We start from the raw sequence: 26,503 nt of genomic DNA, 5'->3' as shown, positions 1-26,503 counted from the left end.
TTGCAACGTATTCTCGCTGAAATCGAAAGTAAGAGGAGCTTCTGTCTTCTTAGATACGGAGACGGAGAGCGACTAATCATGGCCGGAAAACCCGTAAAAGCCCAAGAGGGCTGGGAAGCGCCCGGATATCTCACGAAACTCGGCCAAGATCTGAATAGATGTTTTGCTGTTCAGCATGAGAATGTCGTCCACGGTATATCATGTCCTTGTTGTGACAAGGCAAGTCATTATTGGTTTGCAACGCGCGCTGCTGAAGATGCGCGCATTACGTTCGCGAACCTGTTTGTAAACGCACAATATCAAGAGTTCCGAAACTGGATTGAGACCTCTTCAAAGCCATTTGTAGTTATCGCTGACGAGAGCGCTTCTAATAATTCGGTTGTCATTGGTGGGCGCGCACCGTTAAAGACAATCTATGTGCCGTCAAACGGTGTTGTCGAATGGGAGAGCCACTCCGCCGAGATACTAAACAGCATTGTTGCCCAAGTCGGCGAAGTTGAAGGTGCTCTTTTCCTTGTGTCTGCCGGCCCGATGGCCGCGCCGATTATTATGCAGCTATGGGACATTGCACCTAATAACGTCTATTTGGACGTTGGGTCATCTATAGACGAGTTTACTCACCAAAGAAAAACTCGGCCGTACCACAGTCAAGACACGAAACATGCCGCAATGCGCTGTGAACTACCGGACTGCGCAGACTTGCAGAGACAAGTAACTGTAGTAGTTGGCGTCTATGGCCGTCCTACCTACCTGAAAGAGCAAATAGAGGCTATAGAGCAACAAACACTTAGGCCTGCAGAAATAATAGTATTTAAGGATCATAAAGACGACTTTGATTTTAGATTTTTCGAAGGTTTCCACGATCGTGCGACGCTGATTACTATTTCAAGAAATACGGGTGTTTGGGGGAGGTTTGCAGCCGCTCTTCACGCAAAAACAAAATATGTGTGCGTTTTTGATGATGATACTGTCCCCGGGAGCAAATGGCTTCAGAACTGCTTGGAAACAATAAAAACACATCGGGGTTTGTTGGGTACAAACGGGCTTCTATTCCATCCAAAGTATTCATACAAGCACTTGGAGCAGTATGGTTGGGCGAATCCGGACAAAAAAGTGCGGCGAGTTGATATCGTCGGGCATTCATGGTTTTTTGAACGTCAATGGCTGTCTGCGTTCTGGCGGGACTCCGACGATTTTCACCAATGGCGCATAGTCGGTGAAGATATACATTTTGCTCATATGCTTCAAAAGTACTTAAAATTGAAGACATATGTGCCGCCACATCCGCCCTATGATATTGAAATGTTCGGCTCACTTCCTGAAAGCGCTAAAGAAAAAGGTAGAGATGCCGTTGCCATCAGCATGTCCGAGGAAGGCTTCTCGCCAATGGGGAAATATCTAGAGCAAGCAAAGAAAAATGGTTTCAGGCTTGTTATGCGCACTCAGTTGCATGCACTGTTCTTCAAAATATATCGCAAGTGGAGATCAAAGAAAGCATGATGAAAGACGAGTGCCCGTTAGTATCAGTGGTAATACCGGTATTTAATGGCGAACAATACATAGCGTCTACCATTCAATCCGTTTTAGACCAGGCCTATGAGCATGTTGAGATAGTCGTGGTAGATGATTGTTCGGAAGATAGATCTTTTAAAGCTGCGTCTGAGGCGATGGAAGATCTTGATGTTTCTGTGGTCAAAAAACTTGATGTGAATTCGGGTGTATGCATTGCCCGTAATCATGCAATTGAACTGGCTTCGGGCCAGTTTATCGTTCCTCTAGATGCTGATGATGTGCTCCATCCGTCTTTCATTCAAAAGGGCATTGATGTTTTCCGTAAGCGCGGATCTGAGGTCGATGTAGTTTATTCCAAAACTCAGTTTATGGGAGCTCGTTGCGACGAGTTTGTGCTTCCAGACTATTGCCCTAATATTATGCGCCGGAGGAACTTGGTGCCGGTAACTGGAATGTTTAGAAAATCTGATTGGCAACGGTATGGTGGCTACAATGAGAACATGAAATATGGTTTAGAAGATTGGGATTTCTGGCTGAATTTTGTCGAGGATGAAAAGACGTTTCACCGTATTCCAGAAAAGCTATTTTTCTATCGGCAACATGAGAGAAAGCAAGGTAGCCGAAACGCGGACCTTGCGGAAAATGCACGCCGTTTGACCTTGATGCATGTTCAGATAAAAAGAAATCATCCCAAATTGTATAATAGCGAGCCAAACCCCGTGTTGCTTGGGAAACACAGAATATACTCAATTTTGAACTATTTAACACTTGGCTTGCATCCTAAGATCCGGCAAAAACACGATAGATACTCAATTGAAGCAGAGTATGAATTGAGTCTTGAAGCCCGGCCGAAGTTCTTTTCTCGAAAGTCGTACTAGAGCACTTTTTTAGGTGTTTACGTCTAGTGGGATTTGGAGCTGCATACCCTATGGCAGCCTTGCCTTCCATGGCCCTGCCCAATACCCATCAGTTTTCGGAAACTAACCTACCGACTTTTCTTTACCGGTACGTGTCTAGTGCACGATTGCTCTTTTCTATACAATAGTTGCGTTATATGATTTTCGCTCTTAAAAAGAGCATATACGTTCACATCATCCCTCTCAAAAGCGCAGCGTATCCGTTTTTTATGGCTTTTCGAGAGATAGGTAGTTGATTTGAGAATTGTAATTGAGATGAAGTTATTGAAGAATATCTTTAACGAGCGTCACAAGCTACTTGGTTTACGTGAGTTTCTGGCTTACGTACTTTCTCGTAACGATAAGAAAGTAAGATTCAAAGGTATTGCAAGTAAGATTGGCTCCAAAGATCGGGTGTTTATTTTAGGAAATGGTCCTTCATTAAACCAGCATGATATGAACTTACTCAAAGGCGAAGACTATTTTCTTTGCAATCACGCTGAACGCATGAAGTGGACACGTGACATAGTACACCCATACTATATCGCCACGGATCCGTTCGTAGTGAAGGGATTAAGTGGCGGAGAAATACATCTTAAAGCACAAAACTACTTTATAGATGAAAGTTTATGTCCTGGATTATCAGAGAATTTTATATCTAAGTCGTCCATATTTTGGTGCAGGTCAGCAAGTGGTGGTAGCATTTCTCGGGGCCTCACTAAAACTCCATGGGTAAGTCTCCCGGGCGGTAGCACAGTGCTCATTTCTGCTGCACAAGTGGCGGTAAATCTAGGATATAAGAATGTTTATATCCTCGGTTGTGATTTGAATTACAGTGGGGACGTTATGTATTCATATGACAAGATTGCTGCTAGCCCCAATATGAGGAAGAGTGATCGATCCGCCATGGTAAAAAAAACTAATTTAGCATTCGACAGAATTGCTCGTGAAGCAATGAAGCGAGGTGTTCTAATTGCGAATGCTACGCCGGGTGGAAATCTAAATTCGCTGCCAAGGGTTAGTTTCGAGGGGTTGTTTTCAGAAGAAAAAATCGCCGTACATAACTAGGGGCGTTTCGTTTCCTTCTCGGCCTTTGTAAGGCCGGCGAGCAAGCAATAGTTGATCAGCGCAAGCCCAAAAATTAAGCCACGTTTACATTTAACCCCCCCAACAAACTTGCCATCAGCGCCAGGGCTTTGGGTTCGTTGATGGGGGCCGATGGGTCATTCCAGGTCGCGGAGAGGCGGTATTTTGTACCGCCTTTTGTTTCCAATTGATAGGTGAAGTTCAGCACGCCAATTTCGCTGCCGCCTTTATAGGCCACATGGTGCCAGTCGGCTTTTTCCGCCGCGCCGAGGAAGATTTTCATGGCGGGGTCATCGCCCACTTTCTCGATGATCTCGCAGAGTTCTTCTGCACTTGCATACCACTGCAGGCCTTCTTTGTAGGGAAGGGCGGCAGCATCCGGTGCTGGCAGCGGGCGGTCCGTCAGCTCGGCCAAAATGGCAAGGCGCTGGTTAATGCTTGAAGCTGCATAGCGGTCCGCAAGGGCCGGGTCGGCCTTGAGCTGAAAGAACTGACGTGTGGTCAGAAAAGGCGTCCGTCCGTCTGCGCCGTCCAGAGTGCGCGCACCCACCAGGTTGATGATGAGATCTGCCGCAGAATTATCTGAGTTGGCAATCATTTGCTGGGTGACCGCTTTCACGCTCTGAAGGCCGCCAATGTTCTTTCCACTGACAAGCCCGCCGGGCAGGGAGGCGAACTCCTCTGACAAGCGCAGCTTTTGTGTTGCCTTCAGGTTGCCAGCCTTCAACTTGGCGCGCAGTGCGTCCAGCACCCACATCTTGAAGGAGGAGCCAATGGCGAGGCGCTCCTGCGCGTTGTACTGAGCTTCTACGCGGCCATCCTTGATCAGCAGGTGGCTATGGCGAGGTGCAAGCTCACGCATCGCCTGCAGAATGTCCTGAATGTTGGTCAACCTGCTGCGCGGTGACTTGATGAAAAAGCCAGAGGCGTGGCCTGCGCGCGTGCGGTCCAAAAGCACTGGCAAAACAAAGTCCTGCGTGGTCACCAGATAGCCAGGCCCTTTGGGGTCGCGGGCGACCTCCACCGCAGGGCCATAGACGCTGCGCGCCTGCTGCAGCGACGCCTTAAGGGCATCGGGCGCGACAACCTGAAGAAAGCCAGAGGAAAACATGGATAAGTCCTCAGGCTCTGCCGCCCAGATGCGGAAGATCAAGTCTTCAGGCGTCATGGCGCGTAAAGCCATGGCCTCTGGCGTAAGGCGTTTTGCCGGAGACAGCTTCTGCAGGCCAGCCTGTATGTTCTTGAGGCCTTGGACCATTTCCTGAAGAAGACGCATACTGTGGGAGCTCCTGTTCCGGCGCTTGGGTGAAACACATTCACCCGTTTAGCGCGGTTTCAGGGGGCAATCCAGTTTGGAATTCAACTGAGAAACAGCTTGTTCACGGCTCAGCCTGCTTTGGGCAGGGATTGGGCTGCTTGAAACAATGTTGTGCACCGGGCGCCACTGCGACAGTAGGCAAGCACGGGCGCGGGCAGGCGGTCGATTGCCTCAGCCATTTCAAGCGCGGCGGTCATCAGGTCAGAGCTTTGGTCAACGGGTATAAACACCAATTCCATGCCGGCTTCTTCGGCGGCCTTGTTCACTTCGGCCACGGTGGGTTGGCCAAAATCCTCCCCGTCCGGGCGGTTGCAGATCAGCGCGTTGAACCCGTGCTCCTTAAGGGCAGGCACATCTTCCGGCGTAATCTGACCGGCAACAAAAAAGTCAGGGGTGAGCTGGCGTATGGACACGCGTTTTTCTCCAGTCAGCTGAGTGAGTAACTGGGAGAAATACTTAATCATCTGCGCAGGCTTTCACAAGGGCCGGGGCCCGCTCCTCCCACGAAGAAGAGGCGAACCCGGCAGGACATCCGGTGAAGTGGGGCGTTTTAAACGCGGCGGGCCACTGCCATGCCGATGATCATGGCGGCGACAAAAACAAGTGCGCTTGTCGTTGCAAGTCCGGCAGATGACAGGGCAGGTCCTGGACAGAGGCCCCCCAAACCCCAGCCAATGCCAAAAATGCCAGCGCCAGCCAGAAGGCGCTTGTCCACTGCGGCCTTGAGCGGCAGGTGAAAGCTGTTGTCCAGCAATGGCTTTTCCAACTTGTTGAAGAAGAAAAACGCAGGCATGGCCACCGCGATTGCCCCGCCCATCACAAAAGCGAGGCTTGGGTCCCACGTGCCAGCAAGGTCGAGGAAGTTTTGCACCTTGGCCGGGTTGTCCATGCCCGAAAGCGCCAGACCGAAACCGAAGATCAGGCCTGCTGCAAGGCCGAGAAAAAGTCGTGCCATGGGATCAGCCTCCAACAAGATGGCGCAGAACGAACACGGTGATGAAACCGGTCGCCATGAAGGTGAGCGTTGCTGCAATGGAGCGCACAGACAAACGGGAGATGCCACAGACCCCATGGCCGCTGGTGCAGCCGTTGCCATAAACGGAGCCAAAGCCCACCAGCACTCCGGCAATGGCGAGCAGGGGCAAGCCTGCGGTAAAGGTCTGCTGGATTGGGCCGCCACTCAGCAGTTGAAAGAGCACCGGTGCGGCTATGAGGCCGATGATAAAGGTCACCTCCCAGCCGCGTTCATTTGCACTGCCGGATGGCGGCAGAAGGCGGCTCACAATGCCACTGATGCCCGCAATCCGGCCAAGACCGGCATAAAGAAGCACGGCCGAAAGACCAATCAAGATGCCGCCCGCTAGCGAGGCGAGGGGGGTAAAGCTCGTTTCCATGTCCCTGTCCACTTTGCACGGCGCGTTCGCGCTGTTGCGTGATGCTCTAAATATTAGATAATTCTAATATAGAGATTTGCGCCAAGGGTCAACAGGGGGCGAAGCGCACATTCGGCGGGCATTCCGGCCCGGCTCAGGCGGGGTTCCGGTGTCGGACCCGGTTCAGTGCCACCATTGCACAGCCGAACAGAAGCGCCCAGAACGCGCTGCCAATGCCGAGCGCGGAAACGCCGGATGTGGCAATGAGGAATGTGACCATGGCTGCCTCGCGGTTTTCGGTGTCTTTAAGCGCGCCGCTCATGGAAGCGGTGAGCGCACCGATGAGAGCGAGACCAGCCACCGCTTCGATCAGGATTGGCGGCGAGAGTGAGATGAACGCCACCGCGGCCGCTGCAAAAATGCCGAGAAAAATGTAAAGAACACCGCCGAAGACGGCAGACCAGTAGCGCCTTGCAGGGTCTGGGTGAACCTCCTCGCCCGCGCACATGGCGGCGGTAATGGCTGCCATGTTGACAGACAGCGCCCCAAAAGGGCCGCCGATCATGGTTGCAATCCCCGTTGCCCCAATGGTTGGGCCGGAGCGGGGCTTGTAGCCAAAGCTGTTCAGGATGGCCATGCCGGGGATGTTCTGTGAGGCCATGGTTACGATGTAAAGCGGCACGGCAATGCCCACAAGTGCGGCCCAACTGAACTCCGGAAACACAAGAATTGGCGTTGCGACCAGTGTGGCCGTGGCCATGCCGGAAAGGTCGTTGGTCAAGGAAATGGCAATGGCGGTGGCAACAACAGCCGCCGGCACAGCGGCGATCCTGTTCATGCGGCCAACGATAAGCCATGTCAGCACGATGGGCAGAGCGACCAGCGGCAGGCTTGCCACGGCTTTGACGGGGGCCAGACACAACACCATCAACACGCCTGCCAGCATGGCCTGCGCAATGCTCGTCGGAATGGCAGAAATCAGCCGCTCCAAAGGCCGAAAATAGGCGGTCACAACCACCAGAAGCCCTGCCACCACAAAAGCGCCGGTCGCGAGCGCGAAGCCGCCTTCAAGAGGCGCGGACGAGGCAAGCAGGGCGGCACCGGGCGTTGACCATGCGATGCTGATGGGCATCTTCGTTTTCAGGCTTAAAAGGATGGCAAGGGCGCCCATGAGGATGGACAGGACCATGAGACCGGAAGCCGCCTGTTCCGGTGTCGCTCCAACCTGGCGCAGCCCTTGGATGATCACCGCAAAGGAGCTGGCAAAGCCAACAAATGCGGCAAGGAAACCGGCGAAGACTGCCGTTGATGAAATGCTTTTGAACATGGCGGGGCCCGACTCGATAGGTATATGCGGCAAGACCGCGCAGGGTAACGGTCTCAAGTGTTAAGTAAATACCCGATGTGTAGGTGCTGGCTGAATGGCGCTAAACATTAAGGGGAGAGGCAGCATTGGTGGGGGGCACGACGCTGATGAAAAAGGCAGGGCAGAACAAGGTCCGCGACAACTGGCAAATCTATGCCGTGTTCATCAATGTGGCTGTGCCGGGCCTTTACATGGTGGCCCAGCACTCGCTGTTCGAGCTGCCCAATTCGGTGTTTGCCGCGCAGCTGCCCGGCAGCACGGGGCTCGCGCTCTTCATGATCTTAACACTCTGCAACATGTATCTGGCCTTGCTGCTTCAGGGCTGGCAGCGCTGGTTCATCGTTTTGTTGATGATCCTCAACACCGCCAGTCTCGTGCTCTTGAGCATGCTTTCAGTGTTCAACGCGCTTACGTTGATACCGCTGTTGTTCTGAATGGCTTTTCAGTCCGGTTTGTCCTTGCGGTCCTTGCTGTCTACTCCGATCGGGGCGAAGTACAGCCACACGAGAAGCGCGATGAACGCGAAGACCTCGATGTTCATGATCGTATCGAGCCACTCGCTCATTTGACACTCTCCTCTGCCTTAAGGGTTTTCAAGAAGGCGACCACCAGCAGGCAAACGATAAAGACAAACGGCAGTGCGCCAAGGGCGATGATTGTTTTCACCGTGGCCACGTCTCCGGTCAGGATCATCACAAAGCCCAGCCCACCCAAAATCACGCCCCAGACCAGTTTGACCCGCGACGGCGGATTAACATCCCCCTCGCAGGAAAACATGGAAAGAACGAAAGCGGCACTCACCACACTGGTTACAATGAAAAGGAAGGTGGCGATGATTACTGCGATGCTGGTCAGGGTCGGCAAGGGGAACATGTCGAGCACGTAGTAAGTCACTGCATCCAGATTGGTGCGTGTCACTTCCAGAATGGGTACCGTGTCCACCAGCGCAGCATGAAAGCCCACGCCGCCAAACACTCCGAACCAGATGACAGAAAACGCCGTTGGCACCAAAATCACGCCGCACAAGAACTCGCGGATTGTGCGGCCCTTGGAAATGCGCGCAATGAACACGCCCACAAACGGAGCCCACGCCAGCCACCATACCATGTAGTTCAGCGTCCAGGCTTGGAACCAGTCATTGACCGTCTCGTCAAGGAAGGTGAACGTTCGGAAGCCATGGGGTACCACGCTGGAGAGGTATTCGCCGATGGATTGCACCAGCCCGCCCATGATGTAGTGGGTTGGACCTGCCAGCAGCAGGAACACAAGCAGCAAAATGGCTATGCCCATGGCAAGGTTTGCCAACAGCGACATGCCTTTGCCCAGATCCACCACGAGCGCGGGAAAGTAGCACAGGCACAAGGCTGCAAACACGAGGACGGTAAGGGTCATGCCGGAACCCTCCAGGCCAAACATGATGTTCAGCCCTTCCTGCACTTGAAACACACCCATGGCAACTGAGCCGCCAAGGCCGATTGCAATGGCAAAGATCGCCAGCAGGTCACTCAGCCAGGCCACGGCCCGTACGAGCACATGATCACCAAAGCCATGGCGAATGGGGGCCCCGATGACGCTTGGCTCGCCCTTGCGAAAGCCAAAATACGCAATCACCAGCCCTGTCATGGCGTAGATGGCCCAAGCGTGCAGGCCCCAATGAAAGTTGGTCAGAAACAGCGCCTTGTCTGCGGCAAAGGATTCTTCTGTTTGCTCTGTCAGGGTCAGAAAATGGGTTACGGGCTCGGCGGTTGCCCAGTACAGCAGGCCCACCCCCATACCAGCGGAAAACAGCATGGTCAGCCAGGAAACCACGTCGAACTCAGGTTCGTCGTCATCCGCGCCCAGCTTGATGTTGCCATAGCGGCTCACCGCAATGGCAAAGCTGATGAGGAGCAGGAAGCTCACCGTAAGCATGATGAACCATCCGCGAGAGGTGAACTGAACGGTCACCAACTCGGTGGCGATGGCGGCAAGGCTGGCAACATCATAAAGGCCCCATCCGGCGATGAAGGCAGTAAGCGCAAGGGCAATGAGGAGTTTCGGCTTGGCAAACATGCACGCTCCTTGGTCGGGGCCAAATCAGCCCAAGGTTGCGCGCAACACTACAACTAAAAACTGAAGCTGTCGTTAGGGTAAAGGGCGCGCGTGCGCCGGCTTCCTGAAAACCGGCGCAGCGTGTTTTGCAGCCATATGGTTGGTTATCCGCGTCCGCGATAGGGCTGAACACCCTGATCTGGCACCCACGTGCCAGCAGGGATTTCCCCATGCTGCCAGAACACATCAATGGGCATTCCACCGCGCGGGTACCAGTAACCGCCAATGCGCAGCCAGCGCGGCTCGATCAGCTTTACAATGCGCTTGCCAATCGCCACTGTGCAGTCTTCGTGAAACGCGCCATGGTTGCGGAAGGACAGGAGATAGAGCTTCAGGCTCTTGCTCTCCACCAGCCATTTGTCAGCCACAAAGTCCAGCACCAGGTGGGCAAAGTCCGGTTGGCTGGTTACCGGGCAAATGGAAGTGAACTCCGGCATGGTGAAGCGGGTCACATAGTTCGTGTCTTCGTGTGGGTTGGGCACGCGCTCCAGCACGGCTTCTTCCGGGCTCTGTGGCAATGGGGTGGAAACGCCAAGTTGGCCAAGGCCCTGTTCGGAATGGGTCATTGTCTCGCCTCTGTATATTGGGGGATCAAGCGGGTTGCAGGCCACGGCGGGCGTCATAGCGACGGATCAGCGCCACCAATGGGATGTTGGCAAACACGACCCATGCCTTGCCGACAATCTGTTCCAGAAGAAAATCCAGATTGCCGAACGCGAGCTGAAGAAAGATCACGCTGTCCAGCACCAGTCCCACCAACGAGGACAGCACCACGGCGCGCACCAAACCGCGTCGTTGCAGCGGCGTGAAAATGGCAAGATCGGCAAATTCCGACAGCAGGAACGCCACAACGGAGGCAATTACAAGGGCAGGTGGGGCCACCATCCACGACAGCAGCGCACCAACGGCAATGGCCACAATGGCCCAGTTGAGGCCGAGGCGGCGCTGCACCAGGTCACGGAGCAAAAGCGCCGCACCGACAACAACAACGCCGCTTGGTGCCATCAAGCCAAAGCCGACAGGGATCAGGCACGGGCCGTTGGACGGGCACACGGTGCCAACGTTTGCAAGCATCCAGTTGGAAGTGGGAATACACGCCGCAAACAGGGCGAGAAAGAACAAGCCCTCAAGGCGCTGCCTTGAGATCTGATTGGGTGTCATAGGGAACTCCTTGCGCTTACAGGCGGAATAGACCTGGGCGCATTCGTTTCTTTTTCGGGTTCACGCGCTGACAGGCGAAGCAGCCTGGGCGCATCCGCAGCCTTCTAATGGTTCCTGCGTAAATCACCAGTGTTTTTGTGAAGGAAAACCGCTGGAGCTGTGGGTTTAGGGCTCTTTTTCGCTGCGCATGGTGGCGATCACCTTCAGCATCAGGTCGATGAACTGCTCCACCTCTTCATCGCTCAAGCCCGCAAGGGCGGCTTTATTTTGTGCTTTGGCCGCCTCATAGGCAGCCTCCCGAATTGCCTTGCCTTTCTCACTGAGGAAAATGACACGCGCGCGGGAATCATCCGGGTGGGGTTTGCGATGAATGAGGCCATCGCGTTCCATGCGCTTCAAGGTGGCAGCCATGGTGGCTTGCTCCACGTCTGTGGCCCGAACGAGATCGGCTTGTGTGCAGCTGCCCCGCTCCCAGAGTTCAAGAAGGGCAGGGAACTGGCCGGGCGAAATGCCAAGCGGGCGAATGCGCTCGTAAAGGCCTTCGGCAAACAGACGCGCCATGAGGTTGGCCAAGTATCCGGCAGATCGGTTTTTAGAAAACTCCATGGCTCTGTCTAACACAGAGTTGCATAGCATGCTATGTTTATGATATATAGCATACTATATAAATAAATGAGGACGGACATGAAAAGCACCCCGAACCAGTACGGCACTGTTGCTGTTACTCTGCATTGGCTGAGCGCTGCGGTGATCGTTGCATTGCTCACCTCCGGCTTCTTGTCGGGCTATGCGTCCTCCGAAGTGGCGCGCAAGACCATTTTGGCCGCTCATGTGCCCATGGGGCTCGGCATTCTGGTGCTCACTGTGCTGCGTATTGGTTGGTGGCTGGTGGCGGACCGCAAGCCAGCGCCTGCGCAAGAGGGTAACGCTTTGCAAAACCGGTTGGCGCGGATTGTTCACACGCTAACTTACGTCCTGATCCTGTTCGTGTGCATCAGTGGCATTGGCATGATGGCACTTACCGGCGCCGCGGATGTGCTGTTTGATGTCACGGCTGGGCCTCTGCCAGACTTTACTGAAGTTGGCCCCCGGGCGGGTCATGGCCTCGGCGTGCGTTTGCTGATGGGCCTTCTGGCGCTTCATGTTGTGGCGGCGCTTTATCACCACTTCTTGCGCAAGGATCAGTCGTTGTCCCGCATGTGGTACGTGGACGACAAAGGATAGCAAGGCGAAAGGCGCGGTACACCGCGCCTCGTGTCTTGCCAGGCGCTAAGAGGAGTAGCTTATTCTTTTCAGGTCCGGCGCAATCCTGCAGGAGTTAAAGAAATCTGGGTTTTGGTTCAGATTGTCCGCAGTGTAGTAGCGTTGGAGTGCTGCTGCTTCGTTGGCATCCAATGAAAAAGATGTAGTGCTTTGAATGGTATGGCGCTCGCCATCCTCATCGTTCCAGATCGTTTCAAGCACAATGCTGTACTCGCCTTTTTGAGCCCACGTGATCATGGGCTCATAAGCCTTGCTCAGATTCTCGGTGATCTCCGGGTCGACATCGTAGGCGGGCTCTGAATCCAACGAGAGATCAGCGTACTCGATGGCACTCTCCAGCCGCTGAAACAAAATGCGGAAGGTTTCAATGTTCTGGCTCGACCAGTCTGGCTGATAGACGGCACTGGCAACCCATTGTTCCGTCGGCGCTATACCGCGGCTGACAAAGGGTTCAAACACGGGCCGGGCAAGCATATCCACTTTGGTTTCGGACTGAACGCCGGGGTCTTGAAAAGCGGCCACAACTTTGCCGCTGCTGTCGGCAATGGCCAATCGCATGGAAAGCACGGTCGCATAGCCATCTCCCACGTTCTGATAGGGGATTTTGGCCGTGGCAAACACACCCCACTTTCCGCAGCGAAGCGCAAAATCGGCAAGTTCGCTCTCTTCAATCTCACCCTGCTGAAAGTAGGTGTAGAGCGGCGGAAACTGGCTTGCAAACAACGCAACAAGTGCGATTACAGTCGCGCCAACAGAAGAAATGCGATCAATATTCATTGGGCACCCAACTCAATCCAAGAATAAACCCGAAAATGGAATTTATTCTAATACTAGTTGAGTTGAGCGCCTTAACAACACCTAAGAAATACAAAACTACGTAACGTCAGGAAGCGCTTGGCAACACTTTGCGCAGGAATGCCTTGGTCCGATCATCCTCCGGTGCAGAGAAGATCTTTGAGGGTGGGCCTTGCTCGACGATCCGGCCGCCTTCCATGAAGATCACCCGATCAGCGATGTCTTTGGCAAAGCTCATCTCGTGGGTAACGATCAGCATGGTGCGGTGCTGGTCGGCGACCCGTTTCATGAGCTGCAGCACTTCCTCCACCCATTCCGGGTCGAGTGCGGAGGTCGGCTCGTCCACCAGCATCAGGTCCGTATCAACAGACATGGCGCGTCCAATGCCAACGCGCTGCTGCTGACCACCCGAAAGCGCGGCAGGATAGGCGTCCGCCTTGTCTGCGAGGCCAATGGTGGCAAGGATCTCATCCGCTCTGTTCAGTGCCTCCTCACGGCCCCACTTGCGCACGGTATAAAGACCTTCGGCAATGTTCTCGCGGGCGGTCTTGTTGGCAAACAGGGCGTAGTTCTGAAACACGAAGCTGGTGCGCAGGCGCAGGCGTTGAATGTCCTTCGGGCTGGCCTTGGTCACGTCGATGGTTTCATCATCGAAGATGATTTCTCCGCCATCCGGCGTGTCGAGAAAGTTCAGGCAGCGCAGCAGCGTCGACTTGCCTGTGCCTGAAGGGCCAATGATGACAATGCGTTCGCCCTTTTCGATATCCAGATCGATGCCGTTCAGCACAGGCGTGCCATTATAAATCTTGGTGAGGCCGCGGATCTTGATCATCGTACAAATGCCTTCGACAGTCTGCCTTCCAGGCGCTGCTGGAAGAGGGAGAGCACTTCAACGATCACCCAATAGAACACGGCGACCACGATGAAGGTTTCAAAGTAGAGGAAGCTGCCCGCCGCTTCCTTCTGGGCTGCCCCCATCAACTCGGTCACCCCAAGGGTGAACGCCAGCGAGGTGCCCTTGATCAGGTCGATGAAGTAGTTGACCAGCGTTGGTGCGGCCACGCGGGAGGCCTGAGGCAGGATGATCCGGCGCATCATCTGCGCCATGGACATGCCTATGGCCTTGGAGGCTTCCCACTGGCTGCGGTCCACGCCAAGGATGGCGGCGCGAATGCTTTCTGCCATGTAAGCGGCAAAGTGCAGGGTCAGGCCGATGATCGCGGCGCTTACGCCGTCCAGTGCTGTCAGGATCGGCAGCAGCTGTGGCAAGCCGTAATAGAACAGGAACAGCTGAACCAAGAGCGGTGTGCCGCGAAAGAAGGAGATGAACACCCGCGTGATGCCATCCAGAACCGGAATGCGCGCCACGCGGATAATCGCAAGCAGAGAGGCCAATGCGAGCGCCAGTGCCATCGATACCGAGGCCATGCCAAGGGTGAGGGGCACGTATTTCAGGAGCACGGGCACCAGCCCGAGCATGTACTCAAAGTCGAGCGCTCGCATCAGGATACTCTCTACGCTTGGGGGCTTGCTGCTTGGGAGGAAGCAGAGGCCCTCTTAGTTCTTGGTGATGTCCGCTTCGAACCACTTCTGGGAGATTTCGGCGAGCTTGCCGTTTTCCTTCAGCGTGGTGAGGGCGGCGTCCACTTTTTCTGCCAGCGCCTTGCTCTCATCGTCAGAGCGGAATGGCAGCGCGTTGCGGATCTCGGAGAAGGGCTCGCCAGCAAGGGCCAGCGGCAGCGGTGTTTCCTTGATCAACTGTGCAGCGCTCACACGGTCCATGACGAAGGCATCAACACGGCCCAGAGCGGTTTCCTGTGCCAGATTGCTCTCGTATGTCTTGATGTCGATCTCGTCTGCATAGGGCAGTTCGCGCAGAAGCTGCTCGAAGTTGGAGCCCAGGTTCACCGCAACGGAGCGCCCTTTCAGGGCCTCAACGCCGGTTACTTCGTCCTGGTTGCCGTCCTTCACCACGACCTGCGCACCGTCATAAACGTAGGGCTGGGTAAAGGTGAACTTGGCTTCGCGCTCTGGCGTTATGGTGATCTGGTTGGCAATGGTGTCGATGCGGCCAGCTTCAAGCGCCCCAACCAGACCGGAAAAGCTCATGGTCACAAACTCGATGTCGTCGCCGGTGACTTCGCCAACAGCGTTCATGACATCCACCTCAAAACCCTGAAGTTTGTCCTGCTGAACAAAGGTGAATGGGAAATAGCCGCCGGACATGCCAACGCGGATGGTGTCAGCCTGAGCTGCCGGGATCGCGGTCAAAAGAGCCGCTGCTACAACAAGAGCACGCATGATTAAACCTTGATTGCTTGAGTGATGAAGTGCGTTGGGCTCTATATAGCGGCTTTGGAATAAAATTCCCATAGGAGGCCGTAAGGGGTAATAAGAAAAGCAGTAAAACCTAGTTCAGAGAAAAATGTTGGAAATGCATTCTATTGCTACGCAATTTCTACAATCTCATTCCATACGGGGTATTGGTGAAGGGAAGTTGTTCTAGCGGGCTTGCGCTGTCGCGTTCAACTTTCTCGTGAAGACGCTAATATGAGAATGATTTTTGGTTAGTACCCCGTTTTTGGTATATCAGAGCTGCCGGGTTTGGCAGCTCCGGGCTTGTTCAGGCGGGGCTTTCGTTTCTCCCCCTTTCAAAGGGGCATAACTGACAGGGCGTTCTCTGTGATCTGCACCTTGTACGTGCCGTCTTCCTCGTCTTGAAGGGCAAAACGGGTCGAGGCCCCTTCGAAGAAACCGCGCAGCTCCGTATAGCCGACCGCCTGACAGCCCCAGCCGGAAACGCTGCCGAAGAAAACCGTTTCATCAAAGCGCTGGTCCGCCCTCATCCGGGCGAACATCTGGAAACCTTTAAAGATCTCAGGGGCTGCGGTGCGATCAAAGACTTCCGCCACCAAGGCACCTTCTGCGGCGTAGGTGATGACAAGGGGCAGGTGCGCCACGGCCATCCAGTATCCGCACCTGCAGGCAATGCCGAGGCTTGAAGCCATTGGCGTGGTTTGAATGGAGGTCTCCGAAAAGGCGATTTGACCCGGTGCCAGCGCTTCTGGGTTGGCCGCCATGGTGAGGGGATAGGGCATTTGTTGTTCTCCTTCCCAGCTATCCAAGAGGCGAAGACCCGCCGTTTTGCTTGGTGTGAAGGGGATAACCAGACCTGTTTCAAACGTGGTTTCCGAATGCTTTCCGGGCATTGAAAAAAGCTATCCCCGCTGCGCTGAGGTGCGGGGCACAGGGCGCAGGGACAAGCTGGGGCCGAAGACAGCAAGCCAAGGACTGCGGGCGGGCGCCCGCGCTTTGCAGGAACGGCAGACAGAGGGGTCAAGGACGCCGTGTCTGGCCAATGATGGGCGTGTGAACAGGTGTTGCCACACCGTAGATAACGGCCAGCGTACCGCCACCGCGCCAAATCTTGCGCGGGCCCACCAGATTGGAGGTTTCCGGGGCCTGCGAGAAGTCATCCCAGGTGTTGGCGATCCAAAGGTTCCCGGCGGTGTCCGTGGCCACGTCGGTCACGCCTTTTATGCTGCCGCTCTGGAAGCTGTGCAGCACGGTGCCAACTTGGGTGTTGAGGGAGGTCTCGCCGCGGGTGACGCCTGCCATCAGCACAACGCTGCGGTTCCAGAGGCTGGCGATCCAGATATCGTCGTTGCCGTCAACGCTCACACTCCATGGCATGTCCAGCGCGCCATCACCGGCAAATCCCTCTGCCGTGATCAGTTCACCATCGGGCCGAATGGCATAAATGCGTCCCTGCGGGGCATGGCTGTCTTTTTCCGCAAGGAACTGCTCAATGATCCGGTCAAACGTTGAAAGGGCAGGCTCGCCTTCCCGAGGCTCAGGCAGCGGCGTGTCAGGCGACAAAGCGCTGGCCACCCAGATGTTGCCAAGGGAGTCTATGGCAAGGCCGCGCGGCGCATTGGGCACCTTGATGCTCTTTGCCTTGGAAGGGTCGCCCGCATTGAAACGCAGCACCGTATCGCTGCCGCCGTTGCCAACCCAAACGCGGTCCTCGTCATCCACCACCACGCCAAAGGGACGGTCGAGCCCATCGACAACGATGATCTTGCCGTTCTCCGTGTTGCCATTTCGAAAGTAGATCAGCTGATTGCCTTGGGCGTCAGCGGCCCAGACGTCTTCACTTGCTGCGCCGGAAACGCCCGTAATCTGCTGTATCTCGCCATTCAGCTTGGAATCTTCAGAGGTGCCGATGAGGTCTCCGGCGAAATTGAATTTCGAAATCTCGCCGTTCAATGACCCCACCCAAATGGCGTCGTAGGCGTTGGCCACGCCCCAATCCACCCCGTTGAGATCGCCAGCGGTCCATCCTGTTGGCGCGGGGGATTTGGGCTCACCATTGGGGCCGAGCTTGGCAAGGCCGCCGCCAATGTTTTGCCCCGGAGAGGACAGGGAGCCTTGCATCCACACTTGGCCGCTCCACACATTGCCCCAGCGGTCTACGGCCAGCCGCGCAGGCGCGTTGATGCCGCCTCCGGCAAAAGCGAGGATCATGGCAAAGTCGCGTGGTCGGAAATCAAGGTAAGGCACGAACGGGGCCTCCCGGCGCTGGCCGCCTTCGGGCACCGGAAAGGCCCGGTCAAACAGGTCATAGATGTCTGGTGCCCCAATCCATGGCTGCTGGGCAATGGCTGCAATCACATCAATGGTGGTGGGGTGCACAGAGCGGTCCTGCTGAACGGGCAAGGCCAGACGCTCAAAGGCATCGGCCCAGACCTCATCCTCAGTGCGGTAATAGGCCGTGATCAGGCTGGCAAGGGTGTTGAGCTTGGCAAGACTGTTGTTTTCTCTAGCGTTCAGCGGGCTCAGCACGGCCTCACCCCACGTGCCGGTGAGTGGGTCCACCAGATTGGGCATGTTGGCAGCGGCAATGAGAAGGCCCCGCTGGTTGCCGCGAATGTCCACCCCGTTCATAAACTGGGCATGGGTGAAGATGGTGGCAATGGTGGTCAGCTCGTTGATGAAAACCTGCTCCTGCAAGCGCGGCCCAATGGCCGACATCAACATCACCTGATTGTTCTCCACGTGGGCGGCTGTCAGGTAAAACAGCCCGTCCTCATTAGCCCCGTCGAGCCGGGAAAAGGTGAAGCTGCCGTTCTCATCGGTCACAGCGGCCCCAAGCTGGTCGGCCCCTGCCTCGCCATCGGTTTGCCAGAGGATCACCGGGGACGCCACCAGAGGTTCGCCGCCAAGCGTGGCGACGCCTTGAAGCTGGGCGGCCCAACTCGGTACGGGGACAAGGGCAAGTAGTGCTAGAGCGCCAATCAGTTGGCGCACAGCGGTTATCATCGGCATTCTCCGGCCTTTTTGCGAAAAACTATAGCGCTTAAACGGCAAAAAGCACCAAGCTGTTTGAACTAGGGTTTACGCGGCGCGTGCGCTCGCCGCGTGAGATCGAAAAGATGTACCCGGCTAACTTATTGAACGGGAACGGTTACGGGCCCCATCACCGGGGTCTCGACCGGCTTGGCCGCGCCGTAAATCACGGCGATGCCGGTGCCGCCAGCCCAGGTGGAGGAAGGGCGGCTGGGGTCGTCACTCACCACAACCTCGGCATCGTTCCAGTTGTTGGCAAGCCAGACGTTGCCTGCCGGGTCGATGGCAACATCCGTTACCATCTGAATGCTTCCGCTTTGGAAAATGTGAACCACATCGCCCGGATCAACATCCAGCATTTCATCGCTGCGTTTGACGCCCGCCAGAAGCGCGACGCCGCGTCCACCAAAATTGCCGAGCCAGACATCATCGTGGCCATCCACGGAAACGCCCCACGGGACGTTGATCTTGCCATCGCCGTTAAAGCCCTTTGGATGAACCTGTTCACCAGACGGGCTGATCAAACTGACAACGCCGGAGCTTTCACCGCCAACAAGCTGTTTTTCCATGGACTTTGCCAGCAGCTCGAACTGCTTCATGATGGGCGTTCCAGCGGGAATGGCGGGCGGCTCCGCCCCCACATCCAGCAGACTGGCGACCCACAGGTTGCCGGAGGAATCCAGCGCCACCCCGCGCACACCGGTGCCCACGCTGTAGCTTTCAACGGCGCTGGGATCATCGGCAGGAAAGCGCAGCACGGTGTTGGACTGAGAGTTGCTCACCCAGACCCGGTTTTCCGCGTCAACAGCGATGCCAAAGGGCGACTTCAGGCCTTCAACTTGAACCAGCTTTCCCTGTTTGGTGTCTCCTCCCGGAAAATGGACCAGCTGGTCCTTGGAGCCATCGGCAATCCAAACATCGCCATTGGGCGCGGTTGCGACCCCCATCAGTTCCCCCAGTTGGCCGGTAAGGTCTGCGTCCTTTTCAGTGCCAATCAGGTTGCCGTCAAAGTCGAACTTGCTGATGGTGCTGTTCAGGGCTGCCACCCAGATGCCGGTCTGGTCAACACCCGTGCCCCAGCCCACGCCATCCACGCGCTGGCCAGTAAAGCCCGTGATGGGCGGTGAAAGGGCCGTTCCATCGGGTGCCAGTTTGGTCAAGCCGCCGCCAATGTTGTGCACGACGCTGGACTGGGAACCGGGCATCCAGTTCTGACCGCTCCACACATTGCCTTGCGCATCAATGGCCAGACGCCCCGGCGCGTAAGTTCCGCCCCCGGCAAAGCGCAGCACCAACGCAAAGTCGTCGGGCGCATACTGGAGATAGGGCTGGAACGGCGCAGGCCGCCGAAGCAGGCCCTCTTTCATGGGGTAGGCAGTCTCAAACAGCTTGAAAATCTGCTCTGCATTTTGCCAAGGTGCCCGTGCCAGCGTTACCGCCACATCCAGTGTGGTGCGGGCGGCGGTTTTATCAGCCGGTGTGGCGTCTACCTGATCTTGATAGGTTCCTGTCCAGTCCAAATCCTTGGAAAGGGCATAGGCTGTCAGCAGGGACGCCATGGTGTTCAGCTTGGCCAGTGTGGTGCTCTGCGTGCTGTTGAGCGGATCGAGCAGCGCATCACCCCACGTTCCTGTGGCGGGGTCTACAAGATTGGGGGTGTTGCGCGCTGCGATCGAAAGGCCAAGCGGTGTACCGACCAGCTTGTGGTCCTTGAGGAACTGGGCGTGGGTGAAAACGCTGGCAACGGTTGTCAGCTCATTCACCACCGCCTTCTCTGGAAACTCTGTGCCCAGAACCGACAGGAGAAGAAGGTTCTTGTTCTCTTGTGCTGTGACCAGAAGATAGAAGCTGCCCTGTGCCGAGATTGCATCAAATTGCTTGAAGGAAAAGCTGCCATCCGCCTTGGTGGTGGTCACGTTGAGCTGTTCTGGCCCGTTCAAACCGTTTGTTTGCCAAAGGGTTACATTGGCATCCGGTAGCGGGGCGTGGCCAACCGAGACGCTGCCTTCCAAAGACTGCGCCTGCGCTGAAGTCTGGACAATAAACAGCGCAAGGAACGCGAATGTTCCTGCCAGCAGGGTTTTCATCTCTGAACTCCTGTTCTTGTTGTTGCGCAAGATTAGGAGTTCAGAGGTGAATCCACGATAAAACACCGGAACAAATTAGCCCTAGCGTTTTTAAATGCTTAAAGCCGTGTTGAGTTATGCCCCCATCCGGCGGGGATTACTCCGCCGCAACGGCCTGCGGGCATGGGGGAACAGACAGCGAGAAAAGGGCGTCGCGCGACGGGACAAACGTGCAATCCTCAACGCCTTGATCCTGTACGTCGATAATGCGTTGGTTTGCGCTGCCGCGCCATTTCAAGCGTGGATCGTGCAACGCTTGAATGAATTTGCCGTCGATCAGCACGTCGATGTCGTGCAGCACCTCGCGCTGTGCACTGGTCATGCTTTCCAGCGTGTAGCCGGTCCACATCCAGATGTCCTTGCCCGGCGCTTCCCGGCGCACACGGGCCACCAGATTGGCGATGGCTTCCACGTTGCTCGGGAACAGCGGGTCGCCACCGGACAGGGACAGACCCCGCCGCTTGATGCGGGTGTCGGTCAGGTCCGCGATGATCTGGTCTTCAACCGCGCTGGTGAATGGTGCGCCGCTCTCCGGCTTCCAGGTGCGCGCGTTATAGCACCCCGGACACTTGTGTGCGCACCCAGAGACGAACAGGGTGCAGCGCGTGCCGGGACCATTGACCACATCAATTGGATAATACTGATGGAAATTCATCGGAACCTCTAGGTGTCAAACGGCGTTCAGAGGTGCTTGACGCGCCGCTTCACTTCTTCCTGCTTGCCGAAGTTGAAAGGGCGTGCATCCGGGTTGCCCAGATAGCCGCAGACACGGCGGATCACGGAAACGCGGCCGGGGTTGCGGTTGCCGCAGCTTGGGCACTGGAAGCCCTTGCTGGTGCAGGTAAACTCGCCGGTGTAGCCGCAGTCGTAGCACTCGTCGATGGGCGTGTTGGTGCCGTAGTAGGGCACGCGGTCATAGGAGAAATCCCAGACATCTTCCAGTGCTTCGATGTTGCGCTGCATGTTTGGAAACTCGCCGTAGCAGATGAAACCACCGGACGCGATTTCCGGGTAGGGTTGTTCAAACTCGATCTTGTGGTAGGGCGAAACTTTCTTCTCCACGTCCAGATGGAACGAGTTGGTGTAGTAGCCCTTGTCGGTGACGCCGTCGAGCATGCCGAACGCCTTGGTGTCCAGCGCACAGAAGCGGCTGCACAGGTTCTCTGATGGGGTGGAATAGAGGCTGAAGGCGTAGCCTGTCTCTTCCTTCCACTGATCAACGGCGGCCTTGAGACGGCGAACGATTTCAAGACCCTTTTCCTGAAGCGCCTCGCTGTCGTAGATGTGTCCTTGCCCCCCATAAAGCGCGTTGATGGTCTCATGCAGGCCGATGTAGCCGAGAGAAATGGAGGCGCGCCCATTCTTGAAAATCTCGGAGATGTCGTCGTCAGCCTTGAGGCGAACGCCGCACGCGCCTTCCATGTAAAGGATTGGCGCAACACGCGCTTTCACACCCTTCAGGCGCTCGATGCGGGTGTCGAGGGCCCGGCGCGCCAGCTTCAGCCGCTCATCGAGGAGCTGGAAGAACCGCTCTTCCTTGCCGTAGGCTTCCAGCGCGATACGCGGCAGATTGAGGCTGACCACGCCCAGGTTGTTGCGGCCATCATGCATTTCCTTGCCCTCTTCCTCATAGGGATTGAGGAACGAGCGGCAGCCCATGGGTGCCTTGAAGGAGCCGGTAACCTCCACAACCTTGTCGTAGTTCAGGATGTCCGGGTACATGCGCTTGGACGCACATTCCAGCGCCATCTGCTTGATGTCGTAGTTCGGGTCGTTCTTGCGCAGGTTCAGGCCATCCTTGATGGTGAACACCAGCTTCGGGAAGATCGCTGTCTTGGCGTTGATGCCAAGTCCCGCCATGCGGTTGCGCAGGATGGATTTCTGGATGAGACGGGACTGCCAGGAGGTGCCAAGGCCAAAGCCCAAGGTGACGAACGGGGTCTGGCCGTTGGCCGTGTGCAGCGTGTTGACTTCGTACTCCAGCGACTGGAACGCGTCGTAGCATTCCTTCTCCGTGCGGTCTTCCGCATAGGCGCGCGGGTTCTTGACCTCCCACTTTTCAGCCACTTCCAGGTGCTTTTCAAAGCTAGCCGATACATAGGGGGCCAGCACTTCATCAATGCGGTTGATGGTGGTGCCGCCATAGATGTGGCTGGCAACCTGCGCGATGATCTGGGCCGTGACAGCGGTGGCGGTGGAGATGGACTTGGGCGTGCCGATTTCCGCATTGCCCATCTTGAAGCCGCCGGTCAGCATGCCTTCCAGATCAATCAACATGCAGTTGAACATGGGAAAGAACGGGGCGTAGTCCATGTCGTGATAGTGGATCTCGCCGGTCTCGTGCGCCTTGGCAATGTCGCGGGGCAAGATGTAGCGCTTGGCATAATGCTTGGCGACAATGCCCGCCAACAGGTCGCGCTGGGTCGGGATGACCTTGCCGTCCTTGTTGGCGTTTTCGTTGAGCACTTCCGCGTTGCTCTGGTCAATGAGCCCGCGAATTTCCTCGTTCAGCTTGCTGTAGCGCTCGCGGGCGATATCCCGGTCGTGACGGTACTCGATGTACGCACGGGCTGCGGCCTTGTGCGGACCGGCCATCAGGATGTCTTCAACCGCGTTCTGGATCGCGTCGATGTTCACCTCATCAGCAGCATTGAGCTGCTCGGTCACCGCCTGCGCTACATCTTGTGCATAAGCCTCGCCCATACCTTCAGATGCAGGTGCTGCGCTTAGCACGGCGTCTTTGATGCGGACAGGGTCAAACGGCACACGACAGCCGTCACGCTTGATGACTTGAGGTTTCACGGGTGGCTCCAATGGGGTGAAATTCGAACGGCCTCTTCATCCCCCCAATAGCCTCTGGAAAACAATATGTAGTAGATACTAACTCAGGAAAACCCAACATCTCTGAGGGATTGCGGCGGAAATTTGTCGTGGATTTGGATTTGGTCAAAAAAAGGGTTGACGCTAGGCCGCCTTTCGGCGGGTCATTTGAAACGCTTTATTAACCCTGTTTTAGCAGCTGTCTGTGACAGACGCTTGGCGCTTATAGGTTGAAATAAAAAGCGAAACCACGATTCCTTTGTCCCGACTCCCCCTATGGGGTGATTTGCCTACGCTTTTTCCCATATCGCCAGTATGCAAATCAGCATATTGAACTATGCTGTCGCTGGGTTGTGCTTTACCATGATGCGGGCAGGGGCGGACCGGGGCCGCAGCTGAGCGTGGTCAGTTTCGGCACAGGATAAGCAGGCAATTTGATTAAATTGCAAGGCATTCACTTGGGGTAGAAGCGCTGAAATGACAGCTCTAGACACCGTGCTCATGCATCAGATCTATGATGCCATGCTGACTGGGCGTCCGTTGGCGGAAGCACTGCGGCCGTTTACGTCCCAGCATGATGAGGTCGTGTTTACCGGTCGGTTGCAAGACCACACGGTACCGCAAAACGCTAATATGAATGCCTTCATCGTCAACGGCACACAGGCCTATATGGACGACTTCATCCGTGTCGCGCATCAAAATCCGCTGGCACCGATCTTGATGAAGGCTCCGGTTGATGAACTGGTGGATTTCAACGCCTACAAGGATTTCCGCGAGCTGGAGGAGACGCCCTACAATCGCGAGTTCCTGATCAGGCATAACGGGATTTCCAAAGCCGTTGGGGTGATCTTGCGCCGCGAGGGCACCAAGACCGCCCAAGTGGTCGCCAACATTCCGAAGGCCTATAACGGCAACTCCTATGATGAGCTGCGCAGCACCATGCAGCGCATTGTGCCCGTTTTGCGCTCTGCCTATTCCTATGCCCATGAAATGCACTTGCGCCAGCAAGAGCAGGCGATTGACGTTTGCGGTCGGTTTTGGCTTGAGCAGATTCCCACGCCGGCCTTCATTCTTGGCAAAGGCGGCAAGGTGAAGGCGTTCAACGAGGCGGCAACACGCTTCTTGAAGGCTTCCCCGATGTTGTGGTTGGACAGGCACAACATGTTGAATGCCTCCCTCACGGACCATGAGCAGAACTTGCAGGATATGGTCGCTACCTGCCTGACACAGCATGTGCCGGTTGGCCCGATGGTGCTGAACCATCCCAAGGGGCTGGGTGTGATGGCGCAAGCCCTGCCATTGCATGGGCTCTATGAGGCACCGGATTACCACCGCTTCTTCATGGCGGACAGCACACACATGCTGCTGACACTGTTTGATCCTGCCGATGTTCAACAAGCACCGGAGGAGTTGGTTGGCGGCATTTTGGGCACCACCGACAAACAGACGAAACTGATCCTTGAACTGGCAAAGGGGCGGGGGCTGCGAGAGAGCGCAGACAGCCTTGGCATTTCTTACAATACAGCCCGCAATCACATTCAAAATGCGGCAGGACGGGCAGGATTGAACTCTCAAACCGAGCTGGTTCGGGTGGTCAGTGCGATTTCAGCTCATGCTGGGCAATTTTCTTCCAAAAAGTAGTTTTCTCCAAGCTAATGTGGACAACAGATGTAACTTCATCGTTCCACTTGTGCCATTTATGAATTGTGACAAAACTGTGGGATTGCACACGGTTTGTAGCGCAATACGCTGGGGCAAATTGGAATGGATGAACTCACCTCTCAAATCGTACAGGGCATGTACGGTGCCGTCATGACCGGCGGGCATCTCACAGATGCGTTGCGCCCGCTTGCCAAACGCTACGATGAGGTGATTTTTGTTTTTCGGCTTCAGAATCAAGGCGGTAATGGGCAAGAATACCCCTATGTTGAAACCTTGAATGCCGCGCCCACATTCCTTCAGGATTTCGCAAGGGTAGCCCATGGCAACCCCAACAGCGCAGCGCTGCTAAAAGCGCCACTCGGAGAGCTGATGCGGCTCAACCGATACGCGCAGTTCTCCCAGCTTGAGAACACCGAGTACAACCATGAATTTTTGCGCAGGCACAACAACATTGAGAACTCCAGCGCCATCATATTGAAGCGCGAGGGCGTGAACACCGCGCAGATCAATGTCAATTTCCCACGAGGATTTAATGGCAGTGCTCTCTTTGACCTTGAGGGTACTTTAGAGCGCCTGATGCCTTTTGCGCAGTCTGCCTATCAGCTGTCCTTGGAAATGAATGCGCGACGGGCCGAAGAGGCGCTGATGAAAGCCGAAACGTTCTGGCTCAATCAGTTGCCAACGCCCTCCTTCATTGTGGCAAAAGGCGGTGTGGTGAAGGTGATGAACAAGAGCGCAGAGCAGTACCTTCGCACCTCGCCTCTTCTTCAGCTTTCGCGCAGCAAACAACTTGTTGCCATCCGCAGTGAGGATCATCTGCTGCTTGAAAGCCTTTTGGTGCAAACGTTGACCAAGCGCTTGCCCGCAGGGCCAATCATGCTGACCAATGCCTTCGCGCCCGGCATCATGCTCTCCGGCCTGCCGCTCCACTCGCTCTACGATGCGCCGGATTATCATCGGTTCTTCATGGTGGAGGGAGACCTTGCACTGATAACCCTGTTTGATCCGAGAGACCTGCCACAGGCCGATGAGGAGTTGATCCAGCGCCTGTTGGGCCTGACCCACAAACAAAGCCAGTTGGTGCTGGGCCTTGCCAATGGGGCGACCCTACGGGAGACAGCGGACAGCCTGGGCATGTCCTACAACACGGCGCGCAATCACATGCAAAATGCCACGGGCCGGGTTGGCGTCAACTCGCAAACGGAGCTTGTGCGCCTTGTCGGGACCATCTCAGCGCATTCGGGCCGATTTTCTTGGGGCCAAGATAAAGCCTGACGATTCCTGCGGCCGGTTGGTGCTGCGCTATGCTCTCAATAAGCGAACATCACTTACCCAGTGATCGTAGGAACGGGTGTTTTTCAGCGCGAACTAGACCAAAAGAATAATGGATAGAGTGCATTTTTTCGACCTGCATAGTGCAATTGCATCATGCGAAGCAGTGCGCCGCCGATTTATGTTGTCTCCATATTAAACGGGCATTCAATTTCCAGCCCAGCCCACGGAAGTGTGCACATTTATATTGACTAGCCTTTGACACAGGTTCGATCAGAGCTTTCCGACTGACGAACCCTGTACTTTGCATCCGTCTTCCGCCACAGAAGACGCATGCTTTTTGTGGGGAGCGCCACCCCCACAAAACAAAGCCCGGATCTGCCACGATCCGGGCTTTTTCTTTTTCAAAGACA

26 protein-coding genes are annotated in these 26,503 nt (G+C 55.7%); 7 read left to right on the top strand and 19 right to left on the bottom strand.

The window, feature by feature from the left end; translation table 11 throughout:
* The first annotated feature begins 78 nt into the window (after positions 1–78).
* The 3 genes from Q3Y58_RS07460 (at position 79) to Q3Y58_RS07450 (ending at position 3,476) form a co-directional block, all read left to right on the top strand.
* The gene (locus Q3Y58_RS07460) at positions 79–1,500 is read left to right on the top strand and encodes a glycosyltransferase family 2 protein (RefSeq protein WP_319621754.1); all 1,422 of its coding nucleotides are present in this window, start codon (positions 79–81) and stop codon (positions 1,498–1,500) included.
* Positions 1,497–2,390, top strand: coding sequence for a glycosyltransferase family 2 protein (locus Q3Y58_RS07455; protein ID WP_319621753.1), 894 nt, complete (start codon positions 1,497–1,499; stop codon positions 2,388–2,390). The genes Q3Y58_RS07460 and Q3Y58_RS07455 overlap by 4 nt, the downstream gene beginning before the upstream one ends.
* A gap of 276 nt (positions 2,391–2,666) precedes the next feature.
* Positions 2,667–3,476, top strand: a complete 810-nt coding sequence (locus tag Q3Y58_RS07450; RefSeq protein ID WP_319621752.1) for a hypothetical protein — start codon at positions 2,667–2,669, stop codon at positions 3,474–3,476.
* Positions 3,477–3,549: 73 nt separating this feature from the next.
* Here the strand turns inward: Q3Y58_RS07450 and Q3Y58_RS07445 are convergent, their stop codons facing one another.
* From Q3Y58_RS07445 to Q3Y58_RS07425, 5 genes are all read right to left on the bottom strand, one after another.
* A complete protein-coding gene (locus Q3Y58_RS07445) occupies positions 3,550–4,770 on the bottom strand; it encodes a serine hydrolase (RefSeq protein WP_319621751.1) in 1,221 nt (406 codons plus the stop codon).
* Positions 4,771–4,880: 110 nt separating this feature from the next.
* Positions 4,881–5,225: a protein tyrosine phosphatase family protein gene (locus tag Q3Y58_RS07440; RefSeq protein WP_319621750.1), complete on the bottom strand. Its 345-nt coding sequence runs from the start codon at positions 5,223–5,225 to the stop codon at positions 4,881–4,883.
* A gap of 137 nt (positions 5,226–5,362) precedes the next feature.
* The gene (locus Q3Y58_RS07435) at positions 5,363–5,767 is read right to left on the bottom strand and encodes a DUF6691 family protein (protein WP_319621749.1); all 405 of its coding nucleotides are present in this window, start codon (positions 5,765–5,767) and stop codon (positions 5,363–5,365) included.
* Positions 5,768–5,771: 4 nt separating this feature from the next.
* Positions 5,772–6,206 (bottom strand): YeeE/YedE family protein, encoded by a 435-nt coding sequence (locus Q3Y58_RS07430; RefSeq protein WP_319621748.1) that lies wholly within the window; start codon positions 6,204–6,206, stop codon positions 5,772–5,774.
* Positions 6,207–6,339: 133 nt separating this feature from the next.
* Positions 6,340–7,512 carry a benzoate/H(+) symporter BenE family transporter gene (locus Q3Y58_RS07425; protein ID WP_319621747.1) on the bottom strand — a complete coding sequence of 391 codons (1,173 nt, stop codon included), beginning with the start codon at positions 7,510–7,512 and terminating at the stop codon, positions 6,340–6,342.
* Positions 7,513–7,658: 146 nt separating this feature from the next.
* On the opposite strand from Q3Y58_RS07425, the gene Q3Y58_RS07420 reads away from it, so the two are divergent.
* Positions 7,659–7,985 carry a hypothetical protein gene (locus Q3Y58_RS07420; protein ID WP_274219057.1) on the top strand — a complete coding sequence of 109 codons (327 nt, stop codon included), beginning with the start codon at positions 7,659–7,661 and terminating at the stop codon, positions 7,983–7,985.
* Positions 7,986–7,993: 8 nt separating this feature from the next.
* On the opposite strand, the gene Q3Y58_RS07415 is transcribed toward Q3Y58_RS07420, so the two are convergent.
* The 5 genes from Q3Y58_RS07415 to Q3Y58_RS07395 form a co-directional block, all read right to left on the bottom strand.
* Positions 7,994–8,116, bottom strand: coding sequence for a hypothetical protein (locus Q3Y58_RS07415; RefSeq protein WP_274219058.1), 123 nt, complete (start codon positions 8,114–8,116; stop codon positions 7,994–7,996).
* Positions 8,113–9,603 carry a BCCT family transporter gene (locus Q3Y58_RS07410; RefSeq protein WP_319621746.1) on the bottom strand — a complete coding sequence of 497 codons (1,491 nt, stop codon included), beginning with the start codon at positions 9,601–9,603 and terminating at the stop codon, positions 8,113–8,115. Before Q3Y58_RS07410 ends, Q3Y58_RS07415 begins: the two co-directional genes overlap by 4 nt.
* 143 nt (positions 9,604–9,746) lie before the next feature.
* Positions 9,747–10,208, bottom strand: a complete 462-nt coding sequence (gene queF / locus Q3Y58_RS07405; protein ID WP_274219060.1) for a preQ(1) synthase — start codon at positions 10,206–10,208, stop codon at positions 9,747–9,749.
* A 25-nt stretch (positions 10,209–10,233) separates the two neighbouring features.
* Entirely contained in the window at positions 10,234–10,803 is a 570-nt protein-coding gene (locus tag Q3Y58_RS07400; protein ID WP_319621745.1) for a VUT family protein, read from the bottom strand.
* A 165-nt stretch (positions 10,804–10,968) separates the two neighbouring features.
* Entirely contained in the window at positions 10,969–11,409 is a 441-nt protein-coding gene (locus Q3Y58_RS07395) for a MarR family winged helix-turn-helix transcriptional regulator (RefSeq protein WP_319621744.1), read from the bottom strand.
* Between the two features lie 78 nt (positions 11,410–11,487).
* Here Q3Y58_RS07395 and Q3Y58_RS07390 point away from each other — a divergent pair, with 78 nt between their 5' ends.
* Positions 11,488–12,027 (top strand): cytochrome b, encoded by a 540-nt coding sequence (locus Q3Y58_RS07390; RefSeq protein WP_319621743.1) that lies wholly within the window; start codon positions 11,488–11,490, stop codon positions 12,025–12,027.
* 45 nt (positions 12,028–12,072) lie between these two features.
* Here the strand turns inward: Q3Y58_RS07390 and Q3Y58_RS07385 are convergent, their stop codons facing one another.
* The 9 genes from Q3Y58_RS07385 to nrdD form a co-directional block, all read right to left on the bottom strand.
* On the bottom strand, positions 12,073–12,843 hold the full coding sequence (locus tag Q3Y58_RS07385) for a hypothetical protein (RefSeq protein WP_319621742.1): 771 nt from the start codon (positions 12,841–12,843) through the stop codon (positions 12,073–12,075).
* A gap of 106 nt (positions 12,844–12,949) precedes the next feature.
* Entirely contained in the window at positions 12,950–13,693 is a 744-nt protein-coding gene (locus tag Q3Y58_RS07380) for an amino acid ABC transporter ATP-binding protein (RefSeq protein WP_274219065.1), read from the bottom strand.
* Positions 13,690–14,364 carry an amino acid ABC transporter permease gene (locus Q3Y58_RS07375; RefSeq protein ID WP_319621741.1) on the bottom strand — a complete coding sequence of 225 codons (675 nt, stop codon included), beginning with the start codon at positions 14,362–14,364 and terminating at the stop codon, positions 13,690–13,692. Before Q3Y58_RS07375 ends, Q3Y58_RS07380 begins: the two co-directional genes overlap by 4 nt.
* Before the next feature lie 54 nt (positions 14,365–14,418).
* Positions 14,419–15,162 carry an amino acid ABC transporter substrate-binding protein gene (locus Q3Y58_RS07370; RefSeq protein WP_319621740.1) on the bottom strand — a complete coding sequence of 248 codons (744 nt, stop codon included), beginning with the start codon at positions 15,160–15,162 and terminating at the stop codon, positions 14,419–14,421.
* A gap of 350 nt (positions 15,163–15,512) precedes the next feature.
* The gene (locus tag Q3Y58_RS07365) at positions 15,513–15,959 is read right to left on the bottom strand and encodes a hypothetical protein (protein ID WP_319621739.1); all 447 of its coding nucleotides are present in this window, start codon (positions 15,957–15,959) and stop codon (positions 15,513–15,515) included.
* Between the two features lie 238 nt (positions 15,960–16,197).
* Positions 16,198–18,189 (bottom strand): NHL repeat-containing protein, encoded by a 1,992-nt coding sequence (locus Q3Y58_RS07360; RefSeq protein ID WP_319621738.1) that lies wholly within the window; start codon positions 18,187–18,189, stop codon positions 16,198–16,200.
* A gap of 122 nt (positions 18,190–18,311) precedes the next feature.
* On the bottom strand, positions 18,312–20,297 hold the full coding sequence (locus Q3Y58_RS07355) for a hypothetical protein (protein WP_319621737.1): 1,986 nt from the start codon (positions 20,295–20,297) through the stop codon (positions 18,312–18,314).
* A 136-nt stretch (positions 20,298–20,433) separates the two neighbouring features.
* Positions 20,434–20,991: an anaerobic ribonucleoside-triphosphate reductase-activating protein gene (gene nrdG, locus Q3Y58_RS07350; protein WP_274219071.1), complete on the bottom strand. Its 558-nt coding sequence runs from the start codon at positions 20,989–20,991 to the stop codon at positions 20,434–20,436.
* 26 nt (positions 20,992–21,017) lie between these two features.
* Positions 21,018–23,138 carry an anaerobic ribonucleoside-triphosphate reductase gene (nrdD, locus tag Q3Y58_RS07345; protein WP_319621736.1) on the bottom strand — a complete coding sequence of 707 codons (2,121 nt, stop codon included), beginning with the start codon at positions 23,136–23,138 and terminating at the stop codon, positions 21,018–21,020.
* 495 nt (positions 23,139–23,633) lie between these two features.
* On the opposite strand from nrdD, the gene Q3Y58_RS07340 reads away from it, so the two are divergent.
* Together Q3Y58_RS07340 and Q3Y58_RS07335 are read left to right on the top strand one after the other, a co-directional pair.
* Positions 23,634–24,797: a helix-turn-helix transcriptional regulator gene (locus tag Q3Y58_RS07340; RefSeq protein ID WP_319621735.1), complete on the top strand. Its 1,164-nt coding sequence runs from the start codon at positions 23,634–23,636 to the stop codon at positions 24,795–24,797.
* 123 nt (positions 24,798–24,920) lie between these two features.
* Positions 24,921–26,093 carry a helix-turn-helix transcriptional regulator gene (locus tag Q3Y58_RS07335; RefSeq protein WP_319621734.1) on the top strand — a complete coding sequence of 391 codons (1,173 nt, stop codon included), beginning with the start codon at positions 24,921–24,923 and terminating at the stop codon, positions 26,091–26,093.
* The last annotated feature ends 410 nt before the right edge of the window (positions 26,094–26,503 follow it).

The organism is Nesiotobacter zosterae, assembly GCF_033843645.1.
Lineage (GTDB): Bacteria > Pseudomonadota > Alphaproteobacteria > Rhizobiales > Stappiaceae > Pseudovibrio > Pseudovibrio zosterae.
Note: the sequence above shows the minus strand (reverse complement) of the source record. Positions and strands in the feature narration are given on the sequence as shown.

What these genes read in the sequence shown, in the direction of transcription:
- Q3Y58_RS07445 (WP_319621751.1), bottom strand. Translation starts at nt 4,770, where the DNA reads ATGCGTCTTCTTCAGGAAATGGTCCAAGGCCTCAAGAACATACAGGCT.
- Q3Y58_RS07435 (WP_319621749.1), bottom strand. Translation starts at nt 5,767, where the DNA reads ATGGCACGACTTTTTCTCGGCCTTGCAGCAGGCCTGATCTTCGGTTTC.
- Q3Y58_RS07365 (WP_319621739.1), bottom strand. Translation starts at nt 15,959, where the DNA reads ATGCCCTATCCCCTCACCATGGCGGCCAACCCAGAAGCGCTGGCACCG.
- Q3Y58_RS07385 (WP_319621742.1), bottom strand. Translation starts at nt 12,843, where the DNA reads ATGAATATTGATCGCATTTCTTCTGTTGGCGCGACTGTAATCGCACTT.
- Q3Y58_RS07360 (WP_319621738.1), bottom strand. Translation starts at nt 18,189, where the DNA reads ATGCCGATGATAACCGCTGTGCGCCAACTGATTGGCGCTCTAGCACTA.
- Q3Y58_RS07425 (WP_319621747.1), bottom strand. Translation starts at nt 7,512, where the DNA reads ATGTTCAAAAGCATTTCATCAACGGCAGTCTTCGCCGGTTTCCTTGCC.
- Q3Y58_RS07335 (WP_319621734.1), top strand. Translation starts at nt 24,921, where the DNA reads ATGGATGAACTCACCTCTCAAATCGTACAGGGCATGTACGGTGCCGTC.
- Q3Y58_RS07400 (WP_319621745.1), bottom strand. Translation starts at nt 10,803, where the DNA reads ATGACACCCAATCAGATCTCAAGGCAGCGCCTTGAGGGCTTGTTCTTT.
- Q3Y58_RS07390 (WP_319621743.1), top strand. Translation starts at nt 11,488, where the DNA reads ATGAAAAGCACCCCGAACCAGTACGGCACTGTTGCTGTTACTCTGCAT.
- Q3Y58_RS07395 (WP_319621744.1), bottom strand. Translation starts at nt 11,409, where the DNA reads ATGGAGTTTTCTAAAAACCGATCTGCCGGATACTTGGCCAACCTCATG.
- Q3Y58_RS07455 (WP_319621753.1), top strand. Translation starts at nt 1,497, where the DNA reads ATGATGAAAGACGAGTGCCCGTTAGTATCAGTGGTAATACCGGTATTT.
- Q3Y58_RS07460 (WP_319621754.1), top strand. Translation starts at nt 79, where the DNA reads ATGGCCGGAAAACCCGTAAAAGCCCAAGAGGGCTGGGAAGCGCCCGGA.
- Q3Y58_RS07370 (WP_319621740.1), bottom strand. Translation starts at nt 15,162, where the DNA reads ATGCGTGCTCTTGTTGTAGCAGCGGCTCTTTTGACCGCGATCCCGGCA.
- Q3Y58_RS07340 (WP_319621735.1), top strand. Translation starts at nt 23,634, where the DNA reads ATGACAGCTCTAGACACCGTGCTCATGCATCAGATCTATGATGCCATG.
- queF (WP_274219060.1), bottom strand. Translation starts at nt 10,208, where the DNA reads ATGACCCATTCCGAACAGGGCCTTGGCCAACTTGGCGTTTCCACCCCA.
- Q3Y58_RS07420 (WP_274219057.1), top strand. Translation starts at nt 7,659, where the DNA reads ATGAAAAAGGCAGGGCAGAACAAGGTCCGCGACAACTGGCAAATCTAT.
- Q3Y58_RS07355 (WP_319621737.1), bottom strand. Translation starts at nt 20,297, where the DNA reads ATGAAAACCCTGCTGGCAGGAACATTCGCGTTCCTTGCGCTGTTTATT.
- Q3Y58_RS07375 (WP_319621741.1), bottom strand. Translation starts at nt 14,364, where the DNA reads ATGCGAGCGCTCGACTTTGAGTACATGCTCGGGCTGGTGCCCGTGCTC.
- Q3Y58_RS07410 (WP_319621746.1), bottom strand. Translation starts at nt 9,603, where the DNA reads ATGTTTGCCAAGCCGAAACTCCTCATTGCCCTTGCGCTTACTGCCTTC.
- nrdG (WP_274219071.1), bottom strand. Translation starts at nt 20,991, where the DNA reads ATGAATTTCCATCAGTATTATCCAATTGATGTGGTCAATGGTCCCGGC.
- Q3Y58_RS07380 (WP_274219065.1), bottom strand. Translation starts at nt 13,693, where the DNA reads ATGATCAAGATCCGCGGCCTCACCAAGATTTATAATGGCACGCCTGTG.
- Q3Y58_RS07415 (WP_274219058.1), bottom strand. Translation starts at nt 8,116, where the DNA reads ATGAGCGAGTGGCTCGATACGATCATGAACATCGAGGTCTTCGCGTTC.
- Q3Y58_RS07430 (WP_319621748.1), bottom strand. Translation starts at nt 6,206, where the DNA reads ATGGAAACGAGCTTTACCCCCCTCGCCTCGCTAGCGGGCGGCATCTTG.